A 25,459-nucleotide genomic window follows, 5' to 3' on the forward strand; every position below is an offset into this window, starting at 1 on the left:
CCGACCGTGGCCTGGTTGCGGGCGCTTCCCAGTTGGCGGGCCGCAGCGCACAATCATCGGTGATGACCGCGCATCGACGCCCCGTCAGCGTAGCCGCCATCACGGTGGCCGTGCTGTTTGCCGTGCTGGGCCTCGCCCTCGTCGGCACCGGCGAGCTGACCTGGCTGTCGGTCATGCTGTCGGTCATTGCCGCGATCTACCTGTCGGTCGCGTTCGTCGGCGCGGCGATCCTGCGCACCCAGCCGCGCAGCAGCACCGGCTGGATCTTCCTGGTTTCCGGCACCGCCACCCCGGTCGCGTCCGGGCTGGGTGCGGCGTCCGACGTGGCGGTGCACCTCGGGCATTTACGGCTGGCTTCCTGGCTGTACCTGGTGAACATGCCTTTCGCGCTGGTCGGGGTGCCGCTGGTCGCCACCTTCGGCATCCTGCTGTTCCCGGATCGGCGGCTGGACACGCGCTGGCGGCGCGCACTCGGCTGGGTCTACGCGATCGAGCTCGCGGTGCTGTTCGTGTGGGCGGCGCTGTCCACCGACTCGATCGACGTGCCTGGCGTCTACAACCCGATCGGCGTACCCGCGGCGAACGTCCTGGTGATCAGCATCCTGGTGCTGGGGCCGCTGAGCCTGTTCGCGTGTGTCTCGATGTGGCGATTCGCCCGGCGCGGACCGGGACCGTACGCGACCGCCCTGCGCTCCGCCGCGTGGGTCTCCTTCGTGGTGCCCGCCGCGTACCTGACCTGTGTCGTCGTGGGCATTACCACCGGCAACACCGCCGCGGTCGCGATCCTGGAGAACAGCGCGGCGATCGCCCTCGGCCTCGCGGCGTGGGTCGGCATCGTCCGGCACGGCCTCTTCGATACCCGTGCGGTGCTCAGCCGCACGCTTGTCTACGGGTTCCTGAGCGTCGTGCTGGTCATGGTGTACGTCGTGGTCGTCGTCTCGCTCGGGTTGTTCGTCGACGGGCTGGTCCCGCAGGTCGCCGCCGCCGGCGCCGCCGCGCTCGCCGTGCTCCCGTTACGCGACCTGGCGCAACGGCGGATCAACCAACTCGTGTACGGGCTGCGCGACGACCCCGCTGCCGCGTTCGCCAGGCTCGGCGACCGGCTCGATGCGGCCGGGGTGCCCGAGAACATCCTTCCGGCGGCGGCCCGTACCGTCGCCGAAGCGCTCCGGCTCAGGTACGTCGCGATCGAGGCGGGCGGCGAAATCCTCTGCACCTACGGGCGCGCGGTGCCAGGTAGCACCGAGCAACTGCCGTTGCCGTTCGCGGGCGAGACGATCGGGCACCTCACGCTGCAGACCCGCACCGACAGCGACCTGCTGCCGGACGAGCGGCGGCTGCTGTCCGGCCTGGCCAGTCAGGTCGCGGTGGCGGCGCGGGCGATCGTGCTGACCCACGCCCTGCAGGCCTCCCGGCAACGTCTGGTCGCGGCGCGCGAGGAGGAACGGCGACGGCTACGGCGCGACCTGCACGACGGTCTGGGCCCCACACTCGCCGGGATCGCGCTCGGCATCGACACCGCCCGGCGGGCCACCGGCACCGACGAGCCGACCACACAACTGCTCGCCACGCTCCGGCACGCCACCGAGGCGGCGGTCGACGACATCCGGCGAATCGTCTACGACCTGCGCCCACCAATCCTCGACGAGCTCGGGCTCGCCGGCGCGGTACGCGAGCAGGCGATGCAGCTCGGCGCGGCCGACATTGACGTCTCCGGCCATCTGCCCGCATTGCCCGCCGCGGTCGAGGTCGCCGCGTACCGGATCGCGGTCGAGGCGCTGACCAACGCTGCCCGGCACGCCCCCGGATCGCCGGTCTCCGTCCGGCTCGCCGTCAACGGCGGGCTCGAACTGTCCATTGCGGACGGTGGTGCCGGCCTGCCCGACGGGTACCGCGCTGGGGTCGGGCTGAACTCGATGCGCGAGCGGGCCGCCGAACTCGGCGGCCGGTGTGTAATCAGCCGCCGGGAACCGTGCGGCACCCTCGTGCACGCCGATTTCCCGCTGCCGGAGGCCGCGCCATGACCGTCCGCGTGGTCGTCGCCGACGATCACCCACTGTTCCGCGACGGCCTGCGCTCGTTGATCGCCGACTCCCCGGATACCGAGCTGGTCGGCCTGGCCGCCGATGGCGACGAGGCGGTCGCCATTGCGCTGGCGCAGCGGCCCGACGTCGTGGTCATGGATCTGCGGATGCCGGGCGTCAACGGGGTCGACGCCACCCGGCAGATCGTCTCAGCGGTACCCGGTGTCGCCGTCCTGGTGCTGACCATGGTGGAAGAGGACGCATCCATCTTCGCCGCCATGCGTGCCGGCGCCAGGGGGTACGTGCTCAAGGGCGCTGAACCCGAGACCATCCTGCGCTCGATCCTGGTCGTGGCATCCGGCGAGGCGATCTTCGGTGCGGCGGTCGCAGCCCGGTTGACCCAGTTCTTCGCCGGTGGCGCCGAACACACCACGAATCCGTTTCCCGATCTGACCAGCCGCGAACGCGACATCCTCGCCCTCATGGCCACCGGCGCGAACAACGCGACGATCGCCGCCCGCCTCGGGCTCACCGAGAAGACGGTACGCAACAACGTATCGAACGTGTTCGCCAAGCTCCGCGTCGCGGATCGGGCCGCGGCCGTGGCCCGAGCCCGCGACGCTGGCCTGGGCTCGCCGTAACACTGCCTCTCCGTAACGCTGCTGTCGGAGCAGTAGTGCCAGCCGGTGTGGGCGATCCACCACCCCATTCCCGCTGTACCTCCCGACACGACTCATCCGCAGCAGCATGACAACAATCAGAAGGACTCGGTCGCTCTCTTCGGCGCCGAGGTCAACCGCACCGGCTGGTCCGAGCTGGGACCCACGTTCGACTGGCTCGCCACCCGCTTCACCGGCGTCAACCTGCGCGACGTGCAAATCGCCGCAGCGTGATCCGGCGCCGGCCGCCGTGGTAGGCGTGCTCGACACTGATGGTGATCTCGGCCTCGGTGTCGGCGCCGGGCACCGGCCCACGTCCGAAACGGTCGCCGCCACCGCCCTGTCCCCCGCCGAAGATGCTGCCGAGCAGGTCCTCGAGGTCGACCTCCCCGCCGATGCCGCCCCGACCGCCGAAGCCGGCGCCCTGACCGGGGAACCCGGCGCCGGCCGACGCACGCTACCGTGCCCCGGCGCGCTGCTCGACGTCGTCGGGCACCTGCCGCCACTGGGCGCCGAACCGGTCGTACTTGCGGCGGCTCTTCGGATCCGAGAGCACGTCGTAGGCCTCGGTGATGTCCTCGAACCGGTCCTCGGAGCCTGGCTCCTTGTTGACGTCCGGATGGTTGCGGCGGGCCAGCGTGCGGTACGCGCGCTGGATCTCCTCCGCCGTCGCAGTCCGCGGGATGCCGAGGACCTCGTAGAAGTCGCGCCGGTCAGCCGCCATCGGAGCCCCGATCCGCGTCCGCCCCCTCGGCACCCCCCGCCGCCGGCGCGGGCCACGGCCACGACGGCCGGGCGCAGCAGGAGCGTGTCGCCGCCGTAGCCCGGGCGGATGACCCGCACGATCGTGCCGGCCGGTACGCACGGCTCCTCAACCGCTTCGGCCGCCTCGTGCCGGGCCGGGTCGAAGGGCTCACCGACCGGGCCGAAGCCGAGCCGGGCCAGGACGTCCGCGGCCTGGTCCCGGACCTGTGCCACGCCCTGCACGATCGCCTCGGGGTCCGCGCCGGCGTGGCGCAGCGCGAGGTCGAGGTTGTCCAGCACGGGCAGCCACGCCGCGGCGACCCGCTGCCGCTCGGCGGTGACCCGTTCGGCGGCCGTCCGCTCGGCCCGCTTGCAGGCGTTGTCGGCGTCGGCGATCGCCCGCTGCGCCCGCTCTCGCACCTCGGCGAGCGCCGGGTCCCCGGCCGGGCCGCCGCCTCGGTCTCGGGCCGGTTCGCCGGTCGGCCCGGGTCATCGGTGGCGGCGTGGATCCCCTCGCCGTTCGGCGCGGCCATGGCTCACCCTCCGCTGAAGTCGGCGTCGATGACGTCATCGGCCGGAACCGACCCGCTGGACCGCCCAGCGGCGTGCTCTGCCTCCTGTCCCGCGGGCTGTCCCCCACCGGTCTGCTGCTGCGCGGAGGACTGCAGCCCGAACAGGATCTGCAGGAGATCGTTGGTCAGGGTTCCGCACCCGATCCGGGCCTCCTGCACGAGCATCCCGGCCCGGGCCCGCTCATATTCGGGGACCTGATCGCCGAGTTCGTCGAGGCGGCGCTGCACCTGGTGCGCGACGCTGTCGAGCTCGTTGCGGGCGTCGATCTCCTGACGCGCCCGCTGGTCCGCGGCGCGGGCGACCCGACCCTGACCTTCCGGACCCGGATCACCGCCGACCTGCCGGCCAGCCGCCTACACATCGCCCACGTCACCGGCCTCGCCGAAGGCACCGACGCGCTCATCCTCCACGCCCACGGCTACGGCGCCTACGGCCGCACCCACGCCCAGCTCGACCTGCCGATGCTGTGCACCATCGAACGCCTCGCCACCACCCACCGACTGCCGACCGCCGCGATCGGCGGGAGCTGCTGGAGCGTGTCGCGGCTGGCCTGGACACCCGTCCGGGGACCGCCGCCGAGGTGTGCCTGCTGTACATGCGGACCAGCACGCTGGCGCCGTTCAACACCGTCGGCGTTGGTCTCTACCTGCGGATGTGGTTGCGGGCGTTTCCCGACGTCCCCGTGTTCGACGCCCACGCCGCTGAGCTGGAGCACTACGAGGCGCTGCGGGCGGACAGGATCGACGAGCTGGAGGCGCTGACCCGCCACAAGCTCGCGGACCCTAGACGGGTTCTGGGCGTCATTGAGTGCGGCGGCCGGCACCACGCCGAGCCCGTGTCATGTCGGTACGCGGCGTTGAGCAGCCGCGGCCTCCCGGCCCTCGCCACGGCCCGCTGACCACAGTCCCTGAGCACCGAACGGCGCAAGCCGCCGCCTTTGACCCCGATCTGGAGGATTCGCCATGCCGACGGTGCTGCCGCTGCTGGTCCTGCCCGCAGCCTCCGCCCACGGGCCCGGCGCCACGGCCACCGCCGGGTCCGCGCCGAACCTGCGTGATTACGACCTGTACCGGGCGGGGGTGTCGGGCGGGAAGGACACCTGGGCTGCCCTGGTGCTGCTGCGTGACGCGGCCGCGGCCGTCGGCACCCTGGACCGGCTGTGGACCGACCACGCCGATCTCGGGCTCGCCGAGCGGCCGGCGTGAAGGGCTACATCGCGGAATAGGGGGAACGCCGCCACAGGCTCGAGCACGAGATCGACGGCGTGGTCGTGAAGGTCGACGCTCGGGTGTAGGTGCGGCCCGTCAGTCGCGGCCGAACATGCGGGCGAAGAAGCCGCGGCGCTCGGGCTTGTGCGGGGCCCTCGGCCGCGGCACTGCGACCCTGTCCACGTTGTGGGTGCGCTCGACGTGCTCCTCGACCGTGTGGTGGCCGGCGACGACCTTCACCTTGGTCTTCTCGTCCTCGATCTTGTCGACCTCGATCTCGCCGGACTTCGTCGGCCGGCGGCGCACGGTGGTCGTCTTGGTGGTCTTCACGACCGTCTTCTCGTCCTTGCCGTCGTCGTCGACCTCGTCGGCCGGGACGAACTCGGCGGACGGCTTGACGTCGGCGGCCCGGAAGCGCAGCGGCTCCCACAGCGGGCCCGGGATCACGTGGACCCCGAAGTGGGTGCGGTGGTGTACCGCGCACAGCGGCTCGAGGTTGCCCGGCGACTCGATCCACTCCTGGAAGTCGCCGTCGTCGTCGAGGTGCAGCCCGAGCTGCCTGTTGATCTTGTCCAGGTCGACGCCGCCGGCCTGGGAGAACTCGATGTGCGAGTGGTGCAGCTCGACGTTGCCGCCGCAGTAGTTGTCGTTGATCGCGCAACGCCACAGTCGCTGGCGTTTCATCCGGGCCTTGACCTGCTCGAAGAGGTGGTAGTGGGGATCTTCCTCACGCGGCTCGTGGGCCGGCACATGCGTAATCAGGTGGAGGGTGAGCCCCTGGTCGTGCGCATCGGTCATGACGCGCATCCCACAGCGGCGAGCGATCGAGAGCAAACGACACGCCGGAGAGATTTTGACGACTTCATGACAACCGGGGCTCACCAACCGGTTGGCCTGGTCGGTGCCGGCCTCCATGGCGGCCTGGTCGCGCAGCTCATCGTCGGCGAGACCGTTGCTCCGGGCCGCGATCGCGGCGGCACCGCCGGCCGGCATCGCGCCGAGCAGGTCGGCCGACGGGGTCTGGTTGGCGCCGACGAGCATCGGGTGCGGGCTGCCGATGACGTTGAGCGTGACGTACTGCTCGAGCGTGGCGTGCGAGTCGGCGATGTCGAGGTTGCGCATCGTGAGCTGGCCGATGCGGTCGACCGGGCCGAACGCCGCGTCCTCCTTGCGCTCCATCTGGCTCACCCTCCCCGGCGTCAGCACCACCGACCCGACCCCCGACACCGTCACCACCGCGTTCGCCGACATCCACGACACCCGGCACACGTTCGCCCGCACCGAACGCGACCGCTACGGCTGGACCGCCGCGTTCGCCACCGCCGGCATCCCCGAGCGCTACTTCGACCTCGTCGCCTTCACCGAGCACCTCTTCCGCGCCGACATGCACAAAGTCGAGCTCGACGACGGCCGCATCGCCGTATTCCGCCGCGCCTGACCCGGCACGCCGCACCGGCCCGCACCCGAACAGCCGCCACCACCTGCACCATGCCCCATCCACGCTCCGCCCCGGCGTGCACGCACCAGGGCATTACTGACACAGGAGACCGCCCGTGTCCGAACCACTGACCCCGCACCGGGTCCAGCGCCCACTCACCGGCCCCGGAGGTTCGGCGCGAGGCGACGCCCCGCTGACCGTAGGTCGCCGCGGCGTGCAGGCCGCTCCAGCCTCAGCATCGCCAGCGGCAGAGACATGGCGGCCGGCTGCTCTTGGCGCCTATCCGGGGGCTGCCCTGCCGCGCTGCCGCGGCAGGGCATTGTTCTTTGCCACCCAAGGTGCTCGGGGCCCAGGTCCGCTGCCTGGGCGGACACGATTGAATGGCACGGGTGGATGCTGGAGCCCCTTCACGATGCTGGTTGGGTTGACCTTGGGGTGGGCATGTGTGCCATCGAAGTTGCCCCGAACTGCGTAGTGCCGGTTCGTGGCCGATCCAGGCGCGGCTCATGATTTGGGCACGTTATTGCGAATTTCCGGTAACGATCGGCAGGCGGGCGAGCGGCTGGACCCTGCCGTGCCTGGCATCGAAAATTGGGGGCCTGCCGTCGGAGCTGCGCTCGTACTCTCTGTTGGTGAGCGATAGCAATGACGACGTGAGGTTGCGAGAGACCTTTAATGAGGACGCGGCACGGTATGACCGTGCCCGCCCCCGGTACCCAGTGCAGATGTTTGATGATCTCGCTGCGGCCGGGGTAGCGCCTGGGGCAAGAGTGCTGGAGATCGGCTGTGGCACCGGGCAGGCGACCGTGCCGCTGGCCGAGCGGGGCTACCGCATCGTGGCTGTCGAGTTGGGCGCGGACATGGCGGCTGTGGCTCGGCGAAATCTTGCCGCGTTCGACGCGGTGGAGGTCGTTACGGCGGCGTTCGAGGAGTGGCCCTTGCCCGGTGAACCGTTCGACATGGTGTTTTCCGCTACCGCGTTTCACTGGATCGAACCCGCGGTGCGGGTGTCGAAGTCTGCTGACGCTTTGCGTCTCGGTGGCCTGCTGGCCACCGTGGGAACCCACCACATCGCTGGCGGCACCTGGACCGAGGCATTCTTCGTTGAGATCCAGAAGTGCTACGAGCGATTCGATCCGTCGACCCCACCGGGCCTGCGTCTTGAGACCGCTCGTGACATCGTCGAAGACGATCGGGAGCTCACCTCGTCGGGTCGATTCGGGCCTGCGAAGTTCTACCGATACGAGTGGGAGCTGCCGTACTCGACAGCTGACTACCTGGATCTGCTGTTGACCTACTCCGGACACCGTGCCTTGCCGGACGTGCAGCGCAGCGCATTGCTGAACTCCATCGCGCGGCTGATCGACGCGGACTACGGGGGTCAAATTGTCAAGCGCTACCTGACTGAGCTGAGGATCGCCCAACGAGTCCGGTGAATCGCTTCGACCAGTGGCGGTTGGTTTCAGCAGAGCGCCCGTGTCCCCGCTGGGGAACTGATTGAAGGGCAGCAATGGCGCCCCGTGCAGGTCGGCCGCACGGGGCGTCCGAGATTCTGTGCGAGGTGCTCTCGTCACGGAGGGCCCTCCCGGAGGCTGGCGCGCACGGCGGTGAGCGGAATGAAGGCCGTGCCGTTGCCGAGTTCGTTCGGTGTCGGGCCGGATGGAGTTGCGACGTCGGCGAGTCGGTCGGCGGGGGCGGTCAGGGCCTCTCGGTCGCCTTCGAATGCCCGTCCACCAGGGGAAACCTGTCCCAAGGAATCTCGATCATGGTCGAGAACAGTAGGCGCGCCAGATTCCAAATAGGTCCGCCGTTGGTTGACGACCATGGCGACGTTGCCGTAGGAGACCTCGATATCGGTGTTGTCGAGGATCTGCTCCCAGACCTGCAGCGCCGAGATGAAGGGTTGGCGCTCGAGCAGCGCGTCGATGATGGCCGTCAGGCATCCGGATCTGCCGCGAGCGCCGCGCGGCGACCGACCTGATAATCGTCACGCTTCGTATCTCACGCCAGCGACGCATCGCTAGGTCGGCTAACGCTTGTGCCGAGTTGATCTCACTCGATCATGGCCGATCGGACCGTTGCTGCGACGAGCCAGATCAGCCACCATGCTGCTGCCCGGCATGCCCGGCGGCACCGAGTACTGGTTGCCGCGGAAGGCGACGAGGGCTTGCGCCCCGACACCACCCGCAGCACGTTCAGCTGCGCCGGATACGGCGCGGGCGGCGGCGGCCGCAGCGGTTCCGCGGCGGCCAGGACGGCGACGGTCAGCTGCTGCCCGTCACGCACCCGCCGGCGGGCGCCCAGCGCCGCGGACTATGGACGGCGCCCCCTGGAAGGCGCAGAACATCGGGGTGATCCTTGCGTTCTCCTGCAGGTGGGCGATCGTCTCCGCGCCGCTGCCGTGATAGTCGAGATAGGCGACCCGGTGCCCGTCGCGTATCGCGAACGTGCCGCGGCCACGCCGTTGGGGTGAGATGTTGACGTGTCCGCTCGGCCCGCTCCACGCGGGCGGCATTGTCGCGTCGACGATCATCAGCCGAGTATGGCTACGAGGAAGCGATTATCTAGGCGGGTGTGCTGCGCAGCGCGCCGACCAGGCCGGCGAACTCGGGCAGTTGCTCGGCGTCGTGCATCGCCTCACGGAGGGCCTGGTCGTGGGTCGGGCGGGCCTCTGCCAGCAGTCGCAGGCCGGCCTCGGTGACCTCGGTGTAGATGCCCCGACGGTCGTTCTCGCACAGGTAACGGCCCAGGAGGCCCTGCTGCTCCAGCCGGGTGACCAGCCGAGTGGTGGCGCTCTGACTGAGCACGACCGCGTCGGCGAGCTGCTGCATCCGCATGTGCCAACGCTCCTGACGCGACAGCAGCTCGAGCACCGAGTACTCAACGACGCTCAACCGGTGCGCGGCCTGCAGGGTTCGCTCGAGCCGTTGCTCGATCCGAGCGTGCAACCCGGCCAAGGCTCGCCAGCTCTGCGCGCACACGACGGCGTCATCGACGCCCTGTTCCCGTACCGCCATGCAACTAGGGTACACGGCCTTTGCCCATTACCAGCGTTTGCAATATCCGGCGTATGCAACTATCTTCAGAGGGCCCCCATCACAACAAGGAGAGTCGCCTGATGCACGAATTCCCCCCGCTTCCTCCGGTCACAGACGCGGGTACTCCGCTCATGTACTCGGCCCTGCCGTGCAGCCCGACGGTGCCAGACCGCCCTCCCGGTCGGCTCCGGCTGCTCATCGCCGGTTTACTGCGCCAGCTCGCCGCGCGTCTCGCCCGAGAACTCCTGACACAGACGAGCGCCGGCCGCACGCCCCCACGGACGTGTGCCAACATGTGATCATCCTTGAGTTCCTGCCTCGTGATCGGCCGTGCACGCTCATAGCCGCGATCCGCTCGCCACGAAGCGTGATGGCTAGTACGGCCGCGCCGCTTGTGGACATGCCTCGTGTCGCACGCTGTACGGCGTGACGGCGGCGATCGGCTGTCTGCTGACGAGGTCGCGTTCGGCGGTGCCGCACGTATTCGGCCGGATCGGTCAAGCGAAGTCGGCCGCCGTCATGCCGGCCGGATGGTCCGATGGCCACTGCACGAGTTCGATCCTGTAGCCGTCAGGATCGGTGAGCCATGTGACCATCAGCAGATGGTCCCACGCACCGAAGGTGTCCCAACGGCATCCGCACATGCCGCCGTTGGGTTGCGACGACCGACCAGAGCTCGTCACCGACGGTGAACTGGCTCGGCGAGGCCGAGGGCTTCCGGTCCTACCGATGTCAGGACTGGCGTGCTGGCCAGCAGAGCGATTCCGGCGTTGACGGTGAGGATCACGGCGGGATGCCGGCTAGTGTCGCGTGATCCTGGCTGCGTTATCCGTCCGGGCTGTCAGTGGTAGTTTGGGCCGCCCCGACATAGTGGATCTTGGCAGTGCGATGCTGGGCTAAGGTCGGTGCCGCACAATATGTGCGTGGACAAGTTGTTCGCCGACAACATGCTGTGGCCGGTCAGGCTGGTGCTGCCCGGCAGGAGCGTCGGTTGGTCGCTGCGGGGTGGTAACGCCCCCTGATGGGCACGACTTCCTGTTGCCCGTCGGGCCGCGGTTTGCGTTGTTCGACAGTGTCGACGCTCTCTACTGGTACGTGCGTCACGACCGATCGGCGCATGTGCTGTCTCGGACGTCGGGCTGGTCGCAGCTGGTCCGGGGCCTAGCTGGACGTCTGCCGATGTGTCGGAGGCGTACGACTACCGGCTCGACCGATTGGCGCGGTGGGGTCCTGAGTGGACTGGCGGGGACCTGATCTCGTGCGTCGACCTGGTGTGGGACCTGGGCGCGCAGTTCAATGACGCATTCTTGATCGGTATCAGTCACCGGGATGGGGCGTTGCGGGGGGTCTACGACGTGTACGGAGATGACACGAACGACCTCGCCGTATCGCGGCGTGTGGCCAAGGTGGCGAAACAGGCGGTGGAACGGGTCATGGCGCTGGCCGCCTGGAATCCAAGCATCGCCGTCGGCTAACTGGTTCTAACGCAACAGGGTCACGCTACCTGGCATTGTTGTCGACGAGTTGCTTGATGCTGGTCTGGACGCAGCGGACCTTGGCGAGGATCTCGTCGGCGGTGGCGGTCCAGGTGAAGGGTTCCGCGTCGGTGTTCCAGTGCGTGACGTAGTCGCGGATGCGGGCGATGAGGGCGGTGACCGAGGTGAACGTGCCCCGGCGGATGGACTGGCGGGTGATGATCCCGAACCAGATCTCGATCTGGTTTAACCAGCTCGATCCGACGGGGGTGAAGTGGAACGTGACGTTCGGGTTCGCTGCCAGCCAGGTCTTGATCTCTGGGGTGGTGTGGGTGGACAGGTTGTCCAGCACCACGTGGATCTCTTTACCCTTATGGGGTTTGACGGCCTGCCGCAGAAACGCGAGGAACCGCTCGCCGGTGCGGTCGGGGTAACACGCCGCGGTCACCTGCCCAGAGCTGACGTCCAATGCGGCGAACAGGTTGGTGATCCCGTGACGGAGGTAGTCATGGGTGCGTTGCTCGGTGACCCCGAAGTCCATAGGCAGCAACGGTTGCGTGCGATCCAACGCCTGGATCTGGGTTTTCTCGTCGATCGATAGGACTACCGCGCCGCGGGGCGGGTCCAGGTACAACCCGACGATGTCGGCGACCTTCTCCGCGAACCGCGGGTCCCTCGACAGCTTGAACGTGCCCTGCTGGTGCGGCTGCAGGTCGTTGTCCCGCCACAGTTTCGCCACGTAGTGCCAGGACACCGACACCTCCTCGGTCCGCGAGACGTAGCGGGCCATCTCCCGGCTCGACCAGTGCGACAGCCCCGTCTCCACCGGCGGGGTCGTGCGGGTCAACGCCAGGATTCGAGCCCGCACCGCGGCCGGGACCTGCTCCCGCCTGCCACCGCGTTTATGCTCTTCCAGGCCAGCCAGCCCGAACCGGGCGTGCCGGTCGACCCAACGGTCCACAGTGGGCAGCGACACCCCGGCCAGCACACCGATGTCTTTGCGCATCCGGCCTTCGGCCGTCCACAACACGATCCGGGCCCGCGTCGCCACCACCGCGGGCACGTCACGGCTGTTGACCAGCGCCCGCAGCTCGGCCACCTGCTCGCCTGTCAGCACCACCAGGCCATGATGGACCTCCAACGTCACAGCCGAGTTCATCCATGGCCATGACTAGATAACGGAAACAGAATCACACGACTCCAGTGGACACGGTGCGGCAATCCCGAGCTCAAGGCCGCGAGCATCGAACGGATATCGTTGGTGGGGTGAAGTTGATCCTCCGCATTGCGGTTGCCGGCGCGGCCTACTCGGCGGGCCTCGCGGGCTGGCTTCTGCTTCCGGGCTATCATCCGGTCCCGATGTTGATGTGGCTTGTGGCGGTCATCGGAATCTTTCCGGTGTTCGGTTCCGCATTGCTCGTCGCGCGCCGGTACGCGCACGAGGACCCGGCCCCGGGAACACCGACGTTACGGCGTCCGGGCGCCGTGGTGGCCGCGGTCTTTGCGACCTTTGCGGCCTTGGCCGTTGCGGCACTGGTCCTGACAATAGTTGCGTCGGCGCAACCGTTACCACCGGGTCAGCCCGTGATCGAGGGTGGTCAGTACTTCGTGAACGACCACGGCACCCTGACGCCTGTCTCTCAGGCCGTGTACGTGGCCGCCCTGGAGACAGGCCAACTCGGCTTCGTGTCGATCTCCTTGGTGTTCTACCTGATCGCCGTCCTCGCCGTCGGAATCACGGGCGAGCGACTGGCGGCACGCATGCACCCCGGCGTCGGTCATCGTTGAACCCGAGCCTGTGCGCACCTCGCGCGGGTCAGGCGCGCCGACACAGGGCGCGGCGTGTTGCCCGTTGAGGTTCCGGCGACGGTCCTGATCGCGCGTATCGCCTCGGCGACCCCACCGGACCATGGCGTGCCGTGGCCCGGCAGTACCCGTGATGCCTGTACGGGCCCGCGTCGCCACCACCGCCGGCACGTCACGGCTGTCGACCACCGCCCGCAGCTCGGCTGCCTGCTCGTCCGTCAACACCACCAGGCCATGATGGACCCTCAACATCACAGCCGCTCTCATCAACGGTCATGACTAGATAACGGCAACAGAATCACACGATACTAGTACCGCAGTCACGGTTTACGGTGTGGACTGCTGCTCTTCGGTGGCTGCTCGTCGTTATTAGCGAGGGCCGAGGCCGGTACGGCCGTCGAGCAGTTCGCGTGCGATGTCCAGGTGGCCGGCATGGCGGGCGGTCTCTTCAATCATGTGCAGCACGATGTACCGGAGATCGGGGATCTCTGCGTTGCCGTGGCGTTCCTGCGGCGGCGCCGACAGGGGCGTTGACGCCAGTACCTTGTTCGCGCGCGCGATCTGGTCGCGGTAGAACCCGAGCACGACCTCCGACGTACGGCGCGTCGCGTGTGGCGGGGCTTCCTCCTCGGCGGGCCAGGCCAGCGGTACTGCGGTGCCGGTGAAGACCCGCTGGAACCAGTACCGCTCGGCATACCCGAGGTGCTCTACCAGGCCAATTGGCGTCCACCCCGACGGTACGACGGCCGTGTGCAGTTGTTCCTCGTCAAGCCCGTCAACGATGGCGAGCACGCTGGCACGCTGGGCTTCGAGGAACTTGACAAGATCGGTGGTGGCTTCGGTGTGCTCGTCCGCGTTGATCATCCGCCGATGATGCACCATATGCGCTGGGAGCCAATGATCCGGCGCGCTGATCTGCCGCCGACCGCGCTCGCCGGCGCTCGATCCATCGTGACAACGAGTGGTCGAGCTTCCTGCGGCAGGGCATCCGACAAGCCGATGACAGGATGTCCACGAGCCGGCCGACCGCTGCGGCACCCTGACCACGTCGACACAGTCACCGACGGCCCGACCTACTACGTGAGCCTCATGACCCTCGACGCGATCGATGCAGTGCTACGCCGATGGGCGCATACCGGCGAAGGCGCCGGCGGCAGTTACTTCTGGTCGACGGACCTGGTCATCATTCCCAGGCCAGGCATCACCGCCATGATCGAGGCGATCGACGGGCTCGTTCGTGACGAAACGATCGACCAAGCATGCCAGGTGATACCCGGGCCCGACGACGGCCCGGATGCCGCGACATGACAGCACACCCGACCCGCTAGAAACGCAGATCGAGCGGCACGGAACGACGGCCGACCGCGAACCGACGATCTTGGTTCCGGATCTTCCGCGATCCGCGCTCGTAGCCTGGGGCTACGAGCCGTGAGACCATGCGTGGACGAAGGACGTGAGGTGGGCATCGGTGCTGACCGAGCGCTGGCTGGGCGAGTGGGCGACGCAATTGCAGGCTGCGGTCGAGCGGGCGCTTCGCGATGTTGTGTCAGGGCTTTCCGTTCGAGGCGGACGATCACCGAGTGGGGCCGCCGGCGTCCGGGGCCGAGCTTGATCTGCTGCGAGAGCGCTTACCGTGGACCCCGGATGAGCTCGTCGCGCTACACCGGCATGTCGGGCCGGTGACGCTGCCCGACATCGGCAACGGCTACTTCCTCCACGCGCCAGATGGCGTGCTGGCCGCGCTCGATCAGCAGGATCGGGCGGACCAAATCGGCGAGCCGCTCGCCGAACACATCGATGTCGTTGTCTTCGGCAGCAACGGCGGTGGCGACCTGTATGCCATAGCGGTGACCGATGGCCGGGTCTTCCGGCTCCAGGATGCCAGCTACATCGGCGGCGTCTACGGCGGCACCAACCACGGCATCACTGTCGTCGCCGCGGACCTTCACGATTTCCTCGAACGGTTCCTCAACGCTGTGAACGCCTTCGCCATGAACGGCGACATCACCGATCTCTGAGCGATCCGGCGGTGCCACTGCCGAAAACCCCATCCGCCCTGGTGATGGCCATGTGGGGGCGTCGGAAATGTTGGCCCGGTTGCTGGGCTCTGGGCCTGGGCGTAGCTGGTGATCGATGCGGCATGATGGGCTGCCGTGCTGCTGCGACCGGCCTACCTGACCGTGACGAACGCGTTCGCGGTGCTGCGCCTGCTGCCGATGAGCAATTGGGACAAGGACGTGGAAATCCTTGCCCTCCGCCATCAGATCACGGTGCTGGAACGCCAACTCGGCAAGGAGAAGGTGCGGTTCGACGCGAGTGATCGGGCGTTCCTGGCGGCCCTGCTCCACCGGCTGCCGCGCGACGTGCTGCGCCGACTACGGCTGCTGGTGCGCCCCGACACGGTGCTGCGCTGGCACCGCGACCCGCTCGCCCGCCGTCACGCGCGCATGTCCCAGCCGAAACGCCCCGGCCGGCCCGGGGACCGTGCGTTCCGTCCGCGGCCTGGTGCTGCGCCTGGCGCGGGAGAACCCAGCTGGGGCTACCGGCGCCTGCACGGCGAACTGCTGGTGCTGGGAGCGAAGGCGGCCACGTCCACCGTCTGGGAGATCCTGAAGGAGCTGGGATCGACCCGACACCCGAGCCCGCGTCCAGCACCAGGGCCGACTTCCTGCGCTCTCAGGCCGATGCCCTGCCGGCATGTGACTGCCTCGAAACGGTCACCCCGACCGGAGCGCAGATGTACGCGTTCGCGGCGATCGAGCACGCCAGCCGCCGAATCCACATCCTGGGCGCCACCCCACACCCAACCACCGCATGGGTGGTACAGGCCGCGAAGAACCTCGTCATCGACCTCGAAGACAACGACTCCCGGGCGCGGTTCATGGCCCGCGACCGGGATGGCAAGCTCCCCGAACTGTTCGACGCCACCCTCGCCGACACGGGCATCGACGTCGTGCTCAGCGGCATCCAGATGCCGAGCATGAACTCGATCATGGAACAGTGGGTCCAGACCTGCCGCCATGAACTCCTGGACCGGACCCTGATCTGGAACCAGCGGCACCTGCTCCACGCCCTACGCGAGTTCGAACAGTTCTACAACGAACACCGCCCACACCAGGGGATCGCGAACGCCCGACCGTTGCGCCCGTTACCCACACCGATCGTCGACCCAAACAAGATCGCCCTCCTCGACATACGAAGACGCGATCCCATCGGCGGCATCCTCCACCAGTACCAACATGCCGCCTGACCTGCACGGATGAGGTTTTCGGCAAGAGCAAGGTCGACCGGTGAGGTGGACGACGTCGCGGCGATCGACCAGCACCCGCACGGGCGAAATGGCTATGGCGTGAGGGTGATGGGCCGTTGATGATTGTGCGGGCTTAGCGCAGCAACAGCCCGCAGCCGACAGCACGATGACCGCATGGAAGAGTATCGGGAGATCGTGTCGGACATTGTCACGACCGCCGGCGGAGCGCAGGCGTGGATTGAGATGGGCCTCTCCGGATACCTCACCAAGCGGTGCACCGGATGTGGCATCGACGAGGACGCGGTCGCGCTGGCTCCTGCGCTGCAGTGGCTGACCGAGCACGCTGGGGCTTGCACCGCCCGCCGCTAGTGCTCTGACCACGAACGTTCACGGTGTTGGATGACACGCCGCCCCACCTCCCGGTGGGGTGGCGTGTCTGCGTTCAGGCTGGGCGGGTGGCAGAACCCGTGCGTGTGCGGCGGCTGTCTGACCAGGAAGGTCAGCAGCTGCTGCGAATAACGAGGCGAGGGACCGGCTCAGCGATCAGGTGGCGGCGGGCGATGGTCGTGCTCGCGTCGGCCGGCGGGAACAGCGTGCCGGTGATCGCCCGGCTTGTACAGGCGGATGAGGACTCGGTCCGGCAGGTCATCCACCGGTTCAACGAGATGGGCATGGCCTGTCTGGACCCTCGGTGGGCCGGTGGCCGTCCCCGCCTGATCAGTGAAGACGACGAAGCGTTCATCGTCGCGACGGCCAGCACCAGACCCGAAGCCCTCGACCAGCCGTTCACCCGGTGGAGCCTGCGCAAACTCGCCGACTACCTCGCCCACAACCACGGACCACGCCGGGTCCGGGTCGGCCGGGAACGGCTCCGGCAGCTGCTGCGCAAGCACAACATCACCTTCCAGCGCACGAAGACGTGGAAGGAGTCCAACGACCCCGACAAAGCGGTCAAGCTCGCCCGGATCGAGCAGGTCATGACCGAGTTCCCAGACCGGGTCTTCGCGTTCGACGAGTTCGGGCCGCTGACCATCCGCCCGCACGGCGGCGCGGCCTGGGCGCCGGCCGGGCACCCGGACCGACTGCCCGGCAACTATCACAAGCTGCACGGGGTCCGGCAGTTCCACGGCTGCTACAGCGTTGGCGACGACACCCTCTGGGTGTCGTGCACCGCCGGAAGTCCGCGGCAAACACCCTCGCCGCGCTCCGCTCGATCCGCCCGGCCCGTCCGGACGGCGCACGGTTCCGGGACAGCCGGGCGATCTCCCGGGCCAGCGCCGCCGCGAACCGCTCCCACTCCTCGCCCGTCGCGACCGGCCCGGTCACTGCTCCTGCGCGACGTTGCGCAGCAGGTCGTCGAAGTCGGCGGTGCGGTACCCGGTGAGCTCCACAGTCACCGGGCTGAGCCGCAGTACCAGCGTGACGTCAGCCAGTTGCCAGCGCACCTGCGGGCTGCCGCCGGGTTCGACGGCCGTCGGAGCTCCGAGCTTGTCGGTGAGGGTACGCACGGCGAGCGCGAAGACGTCTCCACAGAACTCGGCGGTCGCGGCCGACGGTGGCCGGGCCACGTCGCACAGGGCCAGCGTGATGCTCTGCACCCCCTGTTCGTCGTCGTCCAGGCCCAGCTCGGAGCCGAGCTCCCCGGACAACCCCAGCTGCGGGTCGACGGCGAGCCCGCCCGGGTAGTCCTGCTGACTGGCCTCGCGCCAGCCCAGGTGCGCCGCCGCCCGGTGCGGATCGGCCAGGTGCAGCAGCGGTTCCGCGGCGATCAGCTGCCGGGCCGCCCAGTGCAGCTGCGCCTCGGAGAGCCGCCGCAGCCCAGTGGTCCGGTCGGTGACCGGCCCGTCCGGGGGGCGCGGCAGCGCCAGGGAGACCGGCCCGTGCCCGGCCGCCCCCGCCGATGACGCAGCACCAGCAGGCGCTTCGCCTGACACTGCTGGACCGACCGGCCCGGAGTTGGCCGCCGCGCGGCGGAGCAGCTCGATCAGGTCGCGGTAGGCGTCGCGGTAGGCGTCGATCGCGGGCAGGCGGAACCGGGCCGGATCGCGCTGCCACAGTGCCCGTCCCCGGTCTGTCCAGAGCGCCGCCTCAGGGACGGTGTCGGCGCCGGGCGGCGCGAACTTCACCACCTCGTCGAGGGCGGCGAGCGCGTACGCCAGGCGGCGCCGGACCCGGGGCAGGTCGGCCGGCGGGATCAGCGCGGGGTCGGCCGGGTACCCCTGCGCGTAGTCGTCGGACAGCTCGATCCACTCCCCGGCGTCGAGCAGTTCGGAGGGCTCCAGACCACCGAAGCGGGTGTACCCGTCCGGGGCGGGGGACAGCGGCTGCGCCGGTACCCGGAACAGGAACTCCCGGGGAGCGCCACAGGTGGCGCACGCCCCCGCGTAGCGACGCACCAGCTCGCTGCCGTCAGAGAAGACGACGCTGTCCAACCCGAAATCCGGCGATCCGCAGTTGACGCAGGGGTGCAGCTCCAGGTAACGGAGCACCTCCTCCGTGGTACGCGCCAAAGGGTACGTCACGGCCGCATCCTATCGACTCGGCACATCCGTCAGACCTCGTCGTACTCCGGCGCCAGCCCGAGGCGTCCGAGCGGGGTGGCGGCCCACCGCAGCCAGGCCCGGTCGTAGCGCTGTGCCAGCTCGTCGGCGAGCGGACCGGGCTGGCGGGCGACCAGGGCACGGGCGTCATACCCGCCCGGGTAGTCGTACCCGGCCGCCGGGTTGAGCCGCAGCCGCGAGTCAACCTCCAGGTAGCGCAGGTTCGGCAGCGCCTCGCTGACGGCGATCGACTCGATCCCGGCCCGGGTGACTCCCGTGTTCTGGAGGCTGAGCCAGCGCAGCCGGCCTAGGTACGGGGAGCGCAGCAGCCGGCGCAGGCCGCCGTCCCCGATCGGGTTGCCCCACAGGGACAAGCCGACCAGCCGGTCCAGGTGTGCCGAGCCGGCGAGTTCGTCGACGACCCGATCCGCGCCCCGGGTCAGGAAGACCATCCGCAGCGGGATCTCACCGGGTAGCGGGCTGCTGAACCGGAGGAAGGCTTCGGCGGTGGTGTCGATCGTCTCGACGAATCCGCGCCGCACCTGCCACGCCTCCCCGAGCAGGTGACTCCACCGGGTCGGGGTGAGGCTGTCGCGCAACGAGCGCTCCAGCCGGTGCAGCGCCACCGTCCGGTCGGCATCCCACGGCAGCCCGGCCCGCATGTCGCGGTTGTGGGCCAGCTGGGCGCGGATCAATCCGGCGTACTCGGGCTGCTCGTCGGCGATCGCGTCGGCGTACGCGAAGCGCGGCTCGTCGGCGTCGGGTTCGGCGAGGACCCGCTGGTAGCGCTGGCCCGGCACGTCGTCGGGCGCGATCCAGTCCGGGGCGATCCAGTCGGGGGCCAGCCGGTCGACCGGCGGTGGGCCGGCTCCGGCCCCTGGCCACATCGGTGGACCGGCGGCCGGCGGCTGCGCATAGTCGGCCCAGTGGTGCCGGCCGGCAGTCCCCGCGTAGGTGTTGGCGGGGAACCGGCGTAGCCCGAGCATCGGCGTCCAGGCGGCGGCGACGTACACCTGGCGGTGGACAAGCAGTGCCGGCATCGCCAACACGCGGCACAGTTCATCGAAGAACTCCGCGGCCAGGTCGGCGGGGTCGGCCGGGAACACCGTGAGCCGGGTGTCGTACCCGATGAACAGCTCGGGCGGCGGCTCGTTGTTCCGCTGCCGCTCCACCTGGACCACGAGCCGCAGTGCCGGCACCCGGACCGGACCAGTGAGGACCATCCTGCGGTTGGGCTGGCGGGACAGCTGGAACCCGAGTGCGTCGCCGATCCGGGTGGCGACCGTCCATGCGGGCACGCCGGCCCGCAACAGTACCGTGGTGGAGCCGATCACCGGGCGGCCCCACGGAGCATCAGCACCGATCCGTCACCGAGCACGAACCACAGGGTACGTCCCCGAGGCGCGGAGCGGCGCTGGGCCGGCCCTGCACCTCCACGTACGCTGGGTCCGCGAGCAGCCGGGCGAAGGCCACGTCGCGCCCCGCGTGCATGCCGATCTCGTTGACGGCGAGGGTACGGGCCGCGTATGCCCGGTGCACCGCCGGCGCCGACTGCCGCGGCCACTCCACCTCCACCCGCAATGCTCGTCGAGCCACAGCCGCTCGCTGAATCGGGCCACCTGCGGGCCATTCTGGGTCAGCTCGTCGGCTGTCCACTGTGGACCGTACGGCGACTCCCGGCGTACCGCCCCAACTTCGGCGGCGCCGACGCCTGCCGTGCTGGGCCGCCACCGCCGGGGGGCGTCGTCCGCGGGAGCATGGTCAGCGGGCGTGGTGCTGTTGCCGGCTAGCTCATCGGCAGGGCCGCCTCGCCCGCCAAGACGATCTGATGGATCTCCGCCTCGGTCGGCAGCTCGATCCCCAGCTCCTCGCGGGCGATCCGCTCCGCCTCTGCCCGGGAGACCACCGTCTTGCGCTCCCTCGCCTCCTCGTCGTAGAGGAACCTGGCCCCCGCGCTCCGGCTGAACTCCCACGCCCGGCTCACGTGGTTCCACAGCACCGTCCGGGGTGGCCCGCTCGTCGCCTCGTCGCACATCAGGCCGCCCGCCGGAGGCACCTTCTCCGGTGTCCGGTAGATCGCGTGGTAGAACACGCTCTGGCGCATCGAAGACACCCGCTTCCTCAGCCCGGCGGAAGGTCGCCCCGGGTCAGACCGTACTGCGCGATCACGTCGTCGAGGGCGCTCGAATTCCGGGCGGGTCGGGTCGGGGTCGGTGGTGGTGTCGCGCTCGGCGGGCAGCGGCCATCCTCGCCGTCGCGGCGTACTACGGGCTCAGTAGGCCCGCGTCGCCCCGCAGCACGATCTGATGGATCTCCGCCTCGCTCGGCAACTCGGTCCCCAGCTCCTCGCGGGCGATCCGCTCCGCCTCCGTCCGGGAGACCACCGTCTTGCGCTCCGTCTTCTCGTCGTCCGCCAGGAATCTCCCCCCGGCCGCCCGGTTGAACACCCACTGCCTCGTCGCGCTGCTCCAGAAGACGGTCCGCAGCGGGCCGCGTGTCTTCTCCTGGCAGAACAGGCCGGTGGCTGGCGGGATCTTCGCCGGCGTCCGATAGATCGCGTGGTAGAAAACCTGCTGGTCGTCCATCGAACAGCCCCACTTCCTCGGCTCGGGGAAGTCGTCCCGAGTCAGACCGTACTCCGCGATGACGTCGTCGAACGTCCGACCGGACTTGTGCGGCGCCTCCCGGTAGGAATCCCAGGACGCCGGGTCGTCGGCGACAAACTCCGCGAAGCCGCAGTTTGGCGATCGGAAGCCCGTCCTGGTCGACCGGCAGGTGTGTGGGCAGCTCCCACTCCCGGCTGACCTGAAGGATGCGAAGGAATGCATCCACGCGCTCATCGGTGCTGAACGCGCCCTGCCGGACGATCTCGTACAGGTCGTGGGTGACCTTGCCGGCACCCCGCGAGTGCTCGGTGGGCAATTGCAAACTCGAACAGCTGCCCATCGGGGCTCCCGCAGAGTGACGTTCAGCCCGAGCCACGGCGGGCTACTGCGGCAGCGGGTCGCCGTGCTCGTCGACCTCGGGCCAGCGGGTACCTCGGTGGACAATTGCAAACTCGAACAGCTGCCCATCGGGGCTCCCGCAGAGTGACGTTCAGCCCGAGCCACGGCGGGCTACTGCGGCAGCGGGTCGCCGTGCCCGTCGACCTCGGGCCAGCGGGTACCGCGCACCAGGCCGGTGACCGCCTCGCACACGTCGGCCCCGAGCCGGAAGGTGGCGGTCGGGTGCAGCAGGAAGACCCGCCCGTCCTCGGCCAGTACCGCGTCGCTGGAACCGTCCTCGTACCAGGCGAACGGGAAGACCGGCTGGCCCCGGCCTGCGGCGACATCGGTGTACGTGTCGAGGACCACGCGGCCGACGTCGGGCCAGATCTCCACGCGGAACCCGCCACCGGCGTAGCCGACCCGGGACAGTTGGGTGAAGCGCAGCCCACCGAACTCGGCCAGCGCCCCGCTCGGCGGCCGGGAACAGCGGCAGCCGCCCTGGGGCGGCGGGGATCTGCTGGTAGACGCCGTCCAGCCAGTGGTGTACCCGGGTGGACACGTCCCGGCCGGAGCGCCAGCCGACGGCGGTCAGTACCTCGCGGACGTCCTCGGGCAGCCGCTCGCGGGCCGTCCGGTCGGCGCGGTACCGCTCGGCGACCAGCTCGGCGGAGAGCGACGGCCACTGCGACAGTTCGCCGGATTCCCGGTCGATGACCGCCTTCGGTGCCCCGAGCAGGGTCGGCAGCTGGCCGGGCTGGCGCGGCGGGGCGACCGGCCAGGCCACCCAGCCCAGCTCGAATTCCCACAGCACGACCTCGCCGCTGCCACCGGGCAGGCTGGTCGCGGCCCAGGCCCGGGCGGTGTCGAGCACTTGCTCTCGCGTTATCAACCGGGTACCCCTCGCGCGACGCCGCGAACCGCCGCGGCCCCTCGGGCCGCGATGCGGTGATCGGGTCGCTCATACTGTTCCGGCCGGTTCAGATGGCGGGTCGGACGGGGAGGCCAGCGTGTGGTTCAGCGTGCTCGGCCCGGTAGGGGTGACTGTCGGAGGCGTCCCCGTGGTCATCGACCGGGCTCAACGCCGGGCTGTCCTCGCCTACCTGCTCCTCAACGCCGGCGTGCCCGTGCTCGGCGACCAGCTCGTCGACGCGTTGTGGGGTGACAGTCCGCCAGCCACCGCGGTGGCCCAGGTGCAGATGGCGGTGTCGGCGATCCGGCGGGCGTTGCGCGCCGGCGGTGCGAACCCGATCGCGTCCGGGGGAGGCGGCTACGTCGCCCAGGTGGGTGAGCAGGATCTGGATCTGCTGCATTTCGAATGGCACGTCCGGCAGGCGCGCCATGCGGAGTCCGCGGCCGCCGCTCTGCCGGAGCTTCGCCGGGCCGTCGGGCTGTGGCAGGGCGTGCCGCTGAGCGGCATCAACGCCGGGTTCGTCGACGCGCACCGGGCTCGGCTGCAGGAGCGGCATATCACGGCGTGGCAGCAACTGGCCGACGTTGAGTTGACGCTCGGCAACCCGCAGGGGCTGATCGGCGATCTGGTGCGATTGGTGGCCGACAATCCGCTCAACGAGCGGCTCGCCGGCTATTTGATGCTCGCCTTGTACCGGACGCAGCGGACCGCCGAGGCTCTGCACGAGTTCCGGGAGTTGCGTCGGCGGTTGCGCGCCAAGCTCGGTCTGGAGCCCAACCCGGAGATTCAGCTACTGCATCGGCGGATCCTTGCCAACGATGCTGCCCTGCTGACTGACGGGTGGCCGGTCGTGGGGCGGTCCAGGGCGCCGGAGCGGCCGTCCACGCTGACGGCCGCAGCGGCGACCGGCCGGTCCCGGCCCGTCGCATACGAACGTCCGGCCCAGCTCCCGGCGGCGGTGAGCGGTTTCGTCGGCCGTGGTGAGGCCATCGCCGAGCTGGATCGACATGCCGCCACGACGGATGATACGGCCGGGCGCCGGGGTTCCGTCGGGCCGCGCATCATCGTGGTCACCGGGGCCGCCGGGGTCGGCAAGACGGCGCTGGTGCTGCACTGGGCCCGGCGGAGGGCGGCCGGCTTTCCCGACGGGCAGCTGTATGTGAACTTGCATGGATATGACGTCACACCGCCGATCCGGCCGGAGGCGGCGCTCGACGGCTTCCTGCGGGCGCTCGGAGTGAGTCCGGACCGGATACCGCTCGACCTCGACCAGGCCGCGGCGGCGTGCCGGTCCGCCCTGGCCGACCGCCGTGTCCTGCTGGTGCTCGACAACGCGGCCGATGTCCGCCAGGTGCGCTCGCTGCTACCGGGCTCACCCGGCAGCGTCGTGGTGATCACCAGCCGGGACCGGCTCACGGGCCTGGTCGCCGTGGACGGTGCCCAGGTCCTGCACCTGCCGGTGCTGACCGACTCCGAAGGAAGCCTGCTCGTCGACGCGATCCTCGGCGGGACCGGCGGCGGCAGCCGCCCGCACGACGTGGCCGCGCTGGTGGCGGCGTGCGGACGGCTGCCACTGGCGCTGCGGATCGCGGCGGCCACGCTGGCCGGCCGGCCGGATCGGGACATCGCCGAGCACGCCCGACGGATCCGCGACGGGGACACCTTTGCTGTGCTCGCCGTCGCCGGCGACGACCGGGCCGCTGTCGGGGTGGCCTTTGCCCAGTCGTACGGGTCGCTGGACCCGGTCGAGCGGCGGGCGTTCCGGTATCTCGCGCTGATCGCCGGGCCGGACGTCTCGACCGAACTGGCCGCGGTGGCGATCGGCGCCGACGTCGACACCACGGCGCATATCGTCGATCGGCTCGTCGAGGCGAACCTGTTGGAGGTCATCGGGCCGCGCAGGTACGCCCTGCACGACCTGCTGCGGGCATACGCGCTGGCCAGGACCAGCACGGAGGACGGCGAGACGGACCGGCATCGCGTTGTCGAGCGGCTGTTCACGCACTACCTGCACGGCGTGCATGCAGCGGCCCGGCAGCTCTATCCACATGTGGTGCGCCTGGACGAGCCGCTCCCGCCGGCCGTCACGTTCCCCGATCCGGCCGCCGCACTGCGGTGGATGGATGCCGAACGAGCCACCCTGTTGGCCGCGATCCCGCAGGCCGCCGGCTCGGCCACCCCCGAGTATGCCTGGCTGCTCGCCGACTCGATGCGGGGCTACCTCTGGCTCGGCCGGCGCACCCGAGAATGGTTCGAGGCGGCGACCACGGCGCTGGACGCGGCGCGGACCGCCGGGAACACACGCGGCCAGGCGGCCGCCCACCTTAGTCTCGGACTGGTGCACTTCCGGCTCAGCCGATTCGAATCATCGTGGCACCACTACAACGCGGCGCTGGCGCACGCGCGCACCACCGGTTGGCTGCACGGCCAGACCGCTGCGCTCGACGGTCTCGGCAGCACTGCCCTGCTATGGAACCGGCCCAGCGCGGAATCGGCCCAGTACTACCGGCGGGCATTCGCCATCAACGCACGGCTGCACCGGCGCAGCGCCATGGCCGGCAACGCCAGCAACCTCGGCACCGCCCTGGTGGACCTCGGGCAGGCTGAATCGGCGGTGCGCGTCCTGACCAACGCCACCCGCCTCCAACGGGAACGCAACTCCCCGAGCGGCCTCGCCCTCGCCCTGTGCAACCTGAGCATCGCCTACCGCGCCCTCGGCGACACCGACCCGTGCCCAGGCCGCGGCCGAGGAGGCCCTTGACCTTTGCCGGGACCTGGGCATCACCCAGGGCGAGGCGATCAGCCTC

26 protein-coding genes and 4 pseudogenes are annotated in these 25,459 nt (G+C 69.7%); 15 read left to right on the forward strand and 15 right to left on the reverse strand.

Annotation, left to right across the window (positions count from 1 at the left end; genetic code table 11):
• Window positions 1–62 precede the first annotated feature (62 nt).
• Genes AB0B76_RS42020 through AB0B76_RS42030 form a run of 3 tightly spaced genes read left to right on the forward strand, consistent with a single transcriptional unit; the run spans window position 63 to window position 2,917 of the window.
• Window positions 63–2,024 carry a histidine kinase gene (locus tag AB0B76_RS42020; protein ID WP_360386353.1) on the forward strand — a complete coding sequence of 654 codons (1,962 nt, stop codon included), beginning with the start codon at window positions 63–65 and terminating at the stop codon, window positions 2,022–2,024.
• An 8-nt stretch (window positions 2,025–2,032) separates the two neighbouring features.
• Window positions 2,033–2,665, forward strand: a complete 633-nt coding sequence (locus AB0B76_RS42025; RefSeq protein ID WP_360386355.1) for a response regulator transcription factor — start codon at window positions 2,033–2,035, stop codon at window positions 2,663–2,665.
• Window positions 2,666–2,710: 45 nt separating this feature from the next.
• Complete coding sequence (locus tag AB0B76_RS42030) at window positions 2,711–2,917, forward strand: hypothetical protein (protein ID WP_360386358.1); 207 nt, start codon at window positions 2,711–2,713, stop codon at window positions 2,915–2,917.
• 223 nt (window positions 2,918–3,140) lie between these two features.
• Here AB0B76_RS42030 and AB0B76_RS42035 read toward each other — a convergent pair whose 3' ends face one another.
• The 3 genes and pseudogenes from AB0B76_RS42035 to AB0B76_RS42045 form a co-directional block, all read right to left on the reverse strand.
• The gene (locus AB0B76_RS42035; protein WP_360386360.1) at window positions 3,141–3,407 is read right to left on the reverse strand and encodes a DnaJ domain-containing protein; all 267 of its coding nucleotides are present in this window, start codon (window positions 3,405–3,407) and stop codon (window positions 3,141–3,143) included.
• Window positions 3,408–3,469: 62 nt separating this feature from the next.
• Window positions 3,470–3,847, reverse strand: a pseudogene (locus tag AB0B76_RS42040) (nucleotide exchange factor GrpE); the annotation flags it as partial.
• Window positions 3,848–3,963: 116 nt separating this feature from the next.
• Entirely contained in the window at window positions 3,964–4,227 is a 264-nt protein-coding gene (locus tag AB0B76_RS42045; RefSeq protein WP_360386362.1) for a hypothetical protein, read from the reverse strand.
• 368 nt (window positions 4,228–4,595) lie between these two features.
• Between AB0B76_RS42045 and AB0B76_RS42050 the strand changes: the two genes are divergently transcribed.
• Complete coding sequence (locus AB0B76_RS42050; protein WP_360386364.1) at window positions 4,596–4,898, forward strand: hypothetical protein; 303 nt, start codon at window positions 4,596–4,598, stop codon at window positions 4,896–4,898.
• 64 nt (window positions 4,899–4,962) lie between these two features.
• Window positions 4,963–5,205 carry a hypothetical protein gene (locus tag AB0B76_RS42055; protein ID WP_360386367.1) on the forward strand — a complete coding sequence of 81 codons (243 nt, stop codon included), beginning with the start codon at window positions 4,963–4,965 and terminating at the stop codon, window positions 5,203–5,205.
• A 99-nt stretch (window positions 5,206–5,304) separates the two neighbouring features.
• Here the strand turns inward: AB0B76_RS42055 and AB0B76_RS42060 are convergent, their stop codons facing one another.
• On the reverse strand, window positions 5,305–6,387 hold the full coding sequence (locus AB0B76_RS42060) for a hypothetical protein (RefSeq protein WP_360386370.1): 1,083 nt from the start codon (window positions 6,385–6,387) through the stop codon (window positions 5,305–5,307).
• Between AB0B76_RS42060 and AB0B76_RS42065 the strand changes: the two genes are divergently transcribed.
• Both AB0B76_RS42065 and AB0B76_RS42070 read left to right on the forward strand, forming a co-directional pair.
• The gene (locus tag AB0B76_RS42065; RefSeq protein WP_360386373.1) at window positions 6,377–6,646 is read left to right on the forward strand and encodes a hypothetical protein; all 270 of its coding nucleotides are present in this window, start codon (window positions 6,377–6,379) and stop codon (window positions 6,644–6,646) included. The two genes, AB0B76_RS42060 and AB0B76_RS42065, sit on opposite strands and share 11 nt — an antisense overlap.
• Window positions 6,647–7,299: 653 nt before the next feature.
• Window positions 7,300–8,082, forward strand: a complete 783-nt coding sequence (locus AB0B76_RS42070; RefSeq protein ID WP_360386572.1) for a class I SAM-dependent methyltransferase — start codon at window positions 7,300–7,302, stop codon at window positions 8,080–8,082.
• 872 nt (window positions 8,083–8,954) lie between these two features.
• Here AB0B76_RS42070 and AB0B76_RS42075 read toward each other — a convergent pair.
• Both AB0B76_RS42075 and AB0B76_RS42080 read right to left on the reverse strand, forming a co-directional pair.
• Window positions 8,955–9,137 (reverse strand): annotated as a pseudogene (locus AB0B76_RS42075) (pyridoxamine 5'-phosphate oxidase family protein); the annotation flags it as partial.
• Between the two features lie 73 nt (window positions 9,138–9,210).
• Window positions 9,211–9,663 (reverse strand): MarR family transcriptional regulator, encoded by a 453-nt coding sequence (locus tag AB0B76_RS42080; protein WP_360386376.1) that lies wholly within the window; start codon window positions 9,661–9,663, stop codon window positions 9,211–9,213.
• 1,202 nt (window positions 9,664–10,865) lie between these two features.
• Between AB0B76_RS42080 and AB0B76_RS42085 the strand changes: the two genes are divergently transcribed.
• The gene (locus AB0B76_RS42085) at window positions 10,866–11,159 is read left to right on the forward strand and encodes a hypothetical protein (RefSeq protein WP_360386379.1); all 294 of its coding nucleotides are present in this window, start codon (window positions 10,866–10,868) and stop codon (window positions 11,157–11,159) included.
• 25 nt (window positions 11,160–11,184) lie between these two features.
• Here the strand turns inward: AB0B76_RS42085 and AB0B76_RS42090 are convergent, their stop codons facing one another.
• Window positions 11,185–12,279: an IS630 family transposase gene (locus tag AB0B76_RS42090; RefSeq protein ID WP_360386575.1), complete on the reverse strand. Its 1,095-nt coding sequence runs from the start codon at window positions 12,277–12,279 to the stop codon at window positions 11,185–11,187.
• A gap of 146 nt (window positions 12,280–12,425) precedes the next feature.
• Here AB0B76_RS42090 and AB0B76_RS42095 point away from each other — a divergent pair, with 146 nt between their 5' ends.
• Window positions 12,426–12,947, forward strand: coding sequence for a hypothetical protein (locus AB0B76_RS42095; protein WP_360386382.1), 522 nt, complete (start codon window positions 12,426–12,428; stop codon window positions 12,945–12,947).
• Window positions 12,948–13,334: 387 nt separating this feature from the next.
• Here AB0B76_RS42095 and AB0B76_RS42100 read toward each other — a convergent pair whose 3' ends face one another.
• A complete protein-coding gene (locus AB0B76_RS42100; protein WP_360386385.1) occupies window positions 13,335–13,829 on the reverse strand; it encodes a DinB family protein in 495 nt (164 codons plus the stop codon).
• A 225-nt stretch (window positions 13,830–14,054) separates the two neighbouring features.
• Between AB0B76_RS42100 and AB0B76_RS42105 the strand changes: the two genes are divergently transcribed.
• The 5 genes and pseudogenes from AB0B76_RS42105 to AB0B76_RS42125 all read left to right on the forward strand — a co-directional run.
• The gene (locus tag AB0B76_RS42105; protein ID WP_360386386.1) at window positions 14,055–14,273 is read left to right on the forward strand and encodes a hypothetical protein; all 219 of its coding nucleotides are present in this window, start codon (window positions 14,055–14,057) and stop codon (window positions 14,271–14,273) included.
• Window positions 14,274–14,545: 272 nt separating this feature from the next.
• Complete coding sequence (locus AB0B76_RS42110; protein ID WP_360386388.1) at window positions 14,546–14,983, forward strand: SMI1/KNR4 family protein; 438 nt, start codon at window positions 14,546–14,548, stop codon at window positions 14,981–14,983.
• A gap of 719 nt (window positions 14,984–15,702) precedes the next feature.
• Window positions 15,703–16,215, forward strand: coding sequence for an integrase core domain-containing protein (locus tag AB0B76_RS42115; protein WP_360386390.1), 513 nt, complete (start codon window positions 15,703–15,705; stop codon window positions 16,213–16,215).
• Between the two features lie 174 nt (window positions 16,216–16,389).
• Complete coding sequence (locus AB0B76_RS42120) at window positions 16,390–16,584, forward strand: hypothetical protein (protein ID WP_360386393.1); 195 nt, start codon at window positions 16,390–16,392, stop codon at window positions 16,582–16,584.
• 86 nt (window positions 16,585–16,670) lie between these two features.
• Window positions 16,671–17,455, forward strand: a pseudogene (locus AB0B76_RS42125) (helix-turn-helix domain-containing protein); the annotation flags it as partial.
• 82 nt (window positions 17,456–17,537) lie between these two features.
• Here the strand turns inward: AB0B76_RS42125 and AB0B76_RS42130 are convergent.
• The 7 genes and pseudogenes from AB0B76_RS42130 to AB0B76_RS42160 all read right to left on the reverse strand — a co-directional run.
• Window positions 17,538–18,737, reverse strand: a complete 1,200-nt coding sequence (locus AB0B76_RS42130) for a DUF6301 family protein (RefSeq protein ID WP_360386395.1) — start codon at window positions 18,735–18,737, stop codon at window positions 17,538–17,540.
• A 29-nt stretch (window positions 18,738–18,766) separates the two neighbouring features.
• Window positions 18,767–20,089 (reverse strand): hypothetical protein, encoded by a 1,323-nt coding sequence (locus AB0B76_RS42135; RefSeq protein WP_360386397.1) that lies wholly within the window; start codon window positions 20,087–20,089, stop codon window positions 18,767–18,769.
• A 19-nt stretch (window positions 20,090–20,108) separates the two neighbouring features.
• Window positions 20,109–20,330, reverse strand: coding sequence for a hypothetical protein (locus AB0B76_RS42140; protein ID WP_360386400.1), 222 nt, complete (start codon window positions 20,328–20,330; stop codon window positions 20,109–20,111).
• Window positions 20,331–20,541: 211 nt separating this feature from the next.
• Entirely contained in the window at window positions 20,542–20,859 is a 318-nt protein-coding gene (locus AB0B76_RS42145) for a hypothetical protein (RefSeq protein WP_360386402.1), read from the reverse strand.
• 160 nt (window positions 20,860–21,019) lie between these two features.
• The gene (locus AB0B76_RS42150; protein WP_360386404.1) at window positions 21,020–21,583 is read right to left on the reverse strand and encodes a hypothetical protein; all 564 of its coding nucleotides are present in this window, start codon (window positions 21,581–21,583) and stop codon (window positions 21,020–21,022) included.
• A 288-nt stretch (window positions 21,584–21,871) separates the two neighbouring features.
• Complete coding sequence (locus tag AB0B76_RS42155) at window positions 21,872–22,204, reverse strand: SUKH-3 domain-containing protein (protein ID WP_360386577.1); 333 nt, start codon at window positions 22,202–22,204, stop codon at window positions 21,872–21,874.
• Window positions 22,205–22,220: 16 nt separating this feature from the next.
• Window positions 22,221–22,613: pseudogene (locus tag AB0B76_RS42160) on the reverse strand (hypothetical protein); the annotation flags it as partial.
• 187 nt (window positions 22,614–22,800) lie between these two features.
• On the opposite strand from AB0B76_RS42160, the gene AB0B76_RS42165 reads away from it, so the two are divergent.
• A complete protein-coding gene (locus tag AB0B76_RS42165) occupies window positions 22,801–25,413 on the forward strand; it encodes a BTAD domain-containing putative transcriptional regulator (protein ID WP_360386407.1) in 2,613 nt (870 codons plus the stop codon).
• The last annotated feature ends 46 nt before the right edge of the window (window positions 25,414–25,459 follow it).

It is taken from the genome of Dactylosporangium sp. NPDC049140 (genome assembly GCF_040648435.1).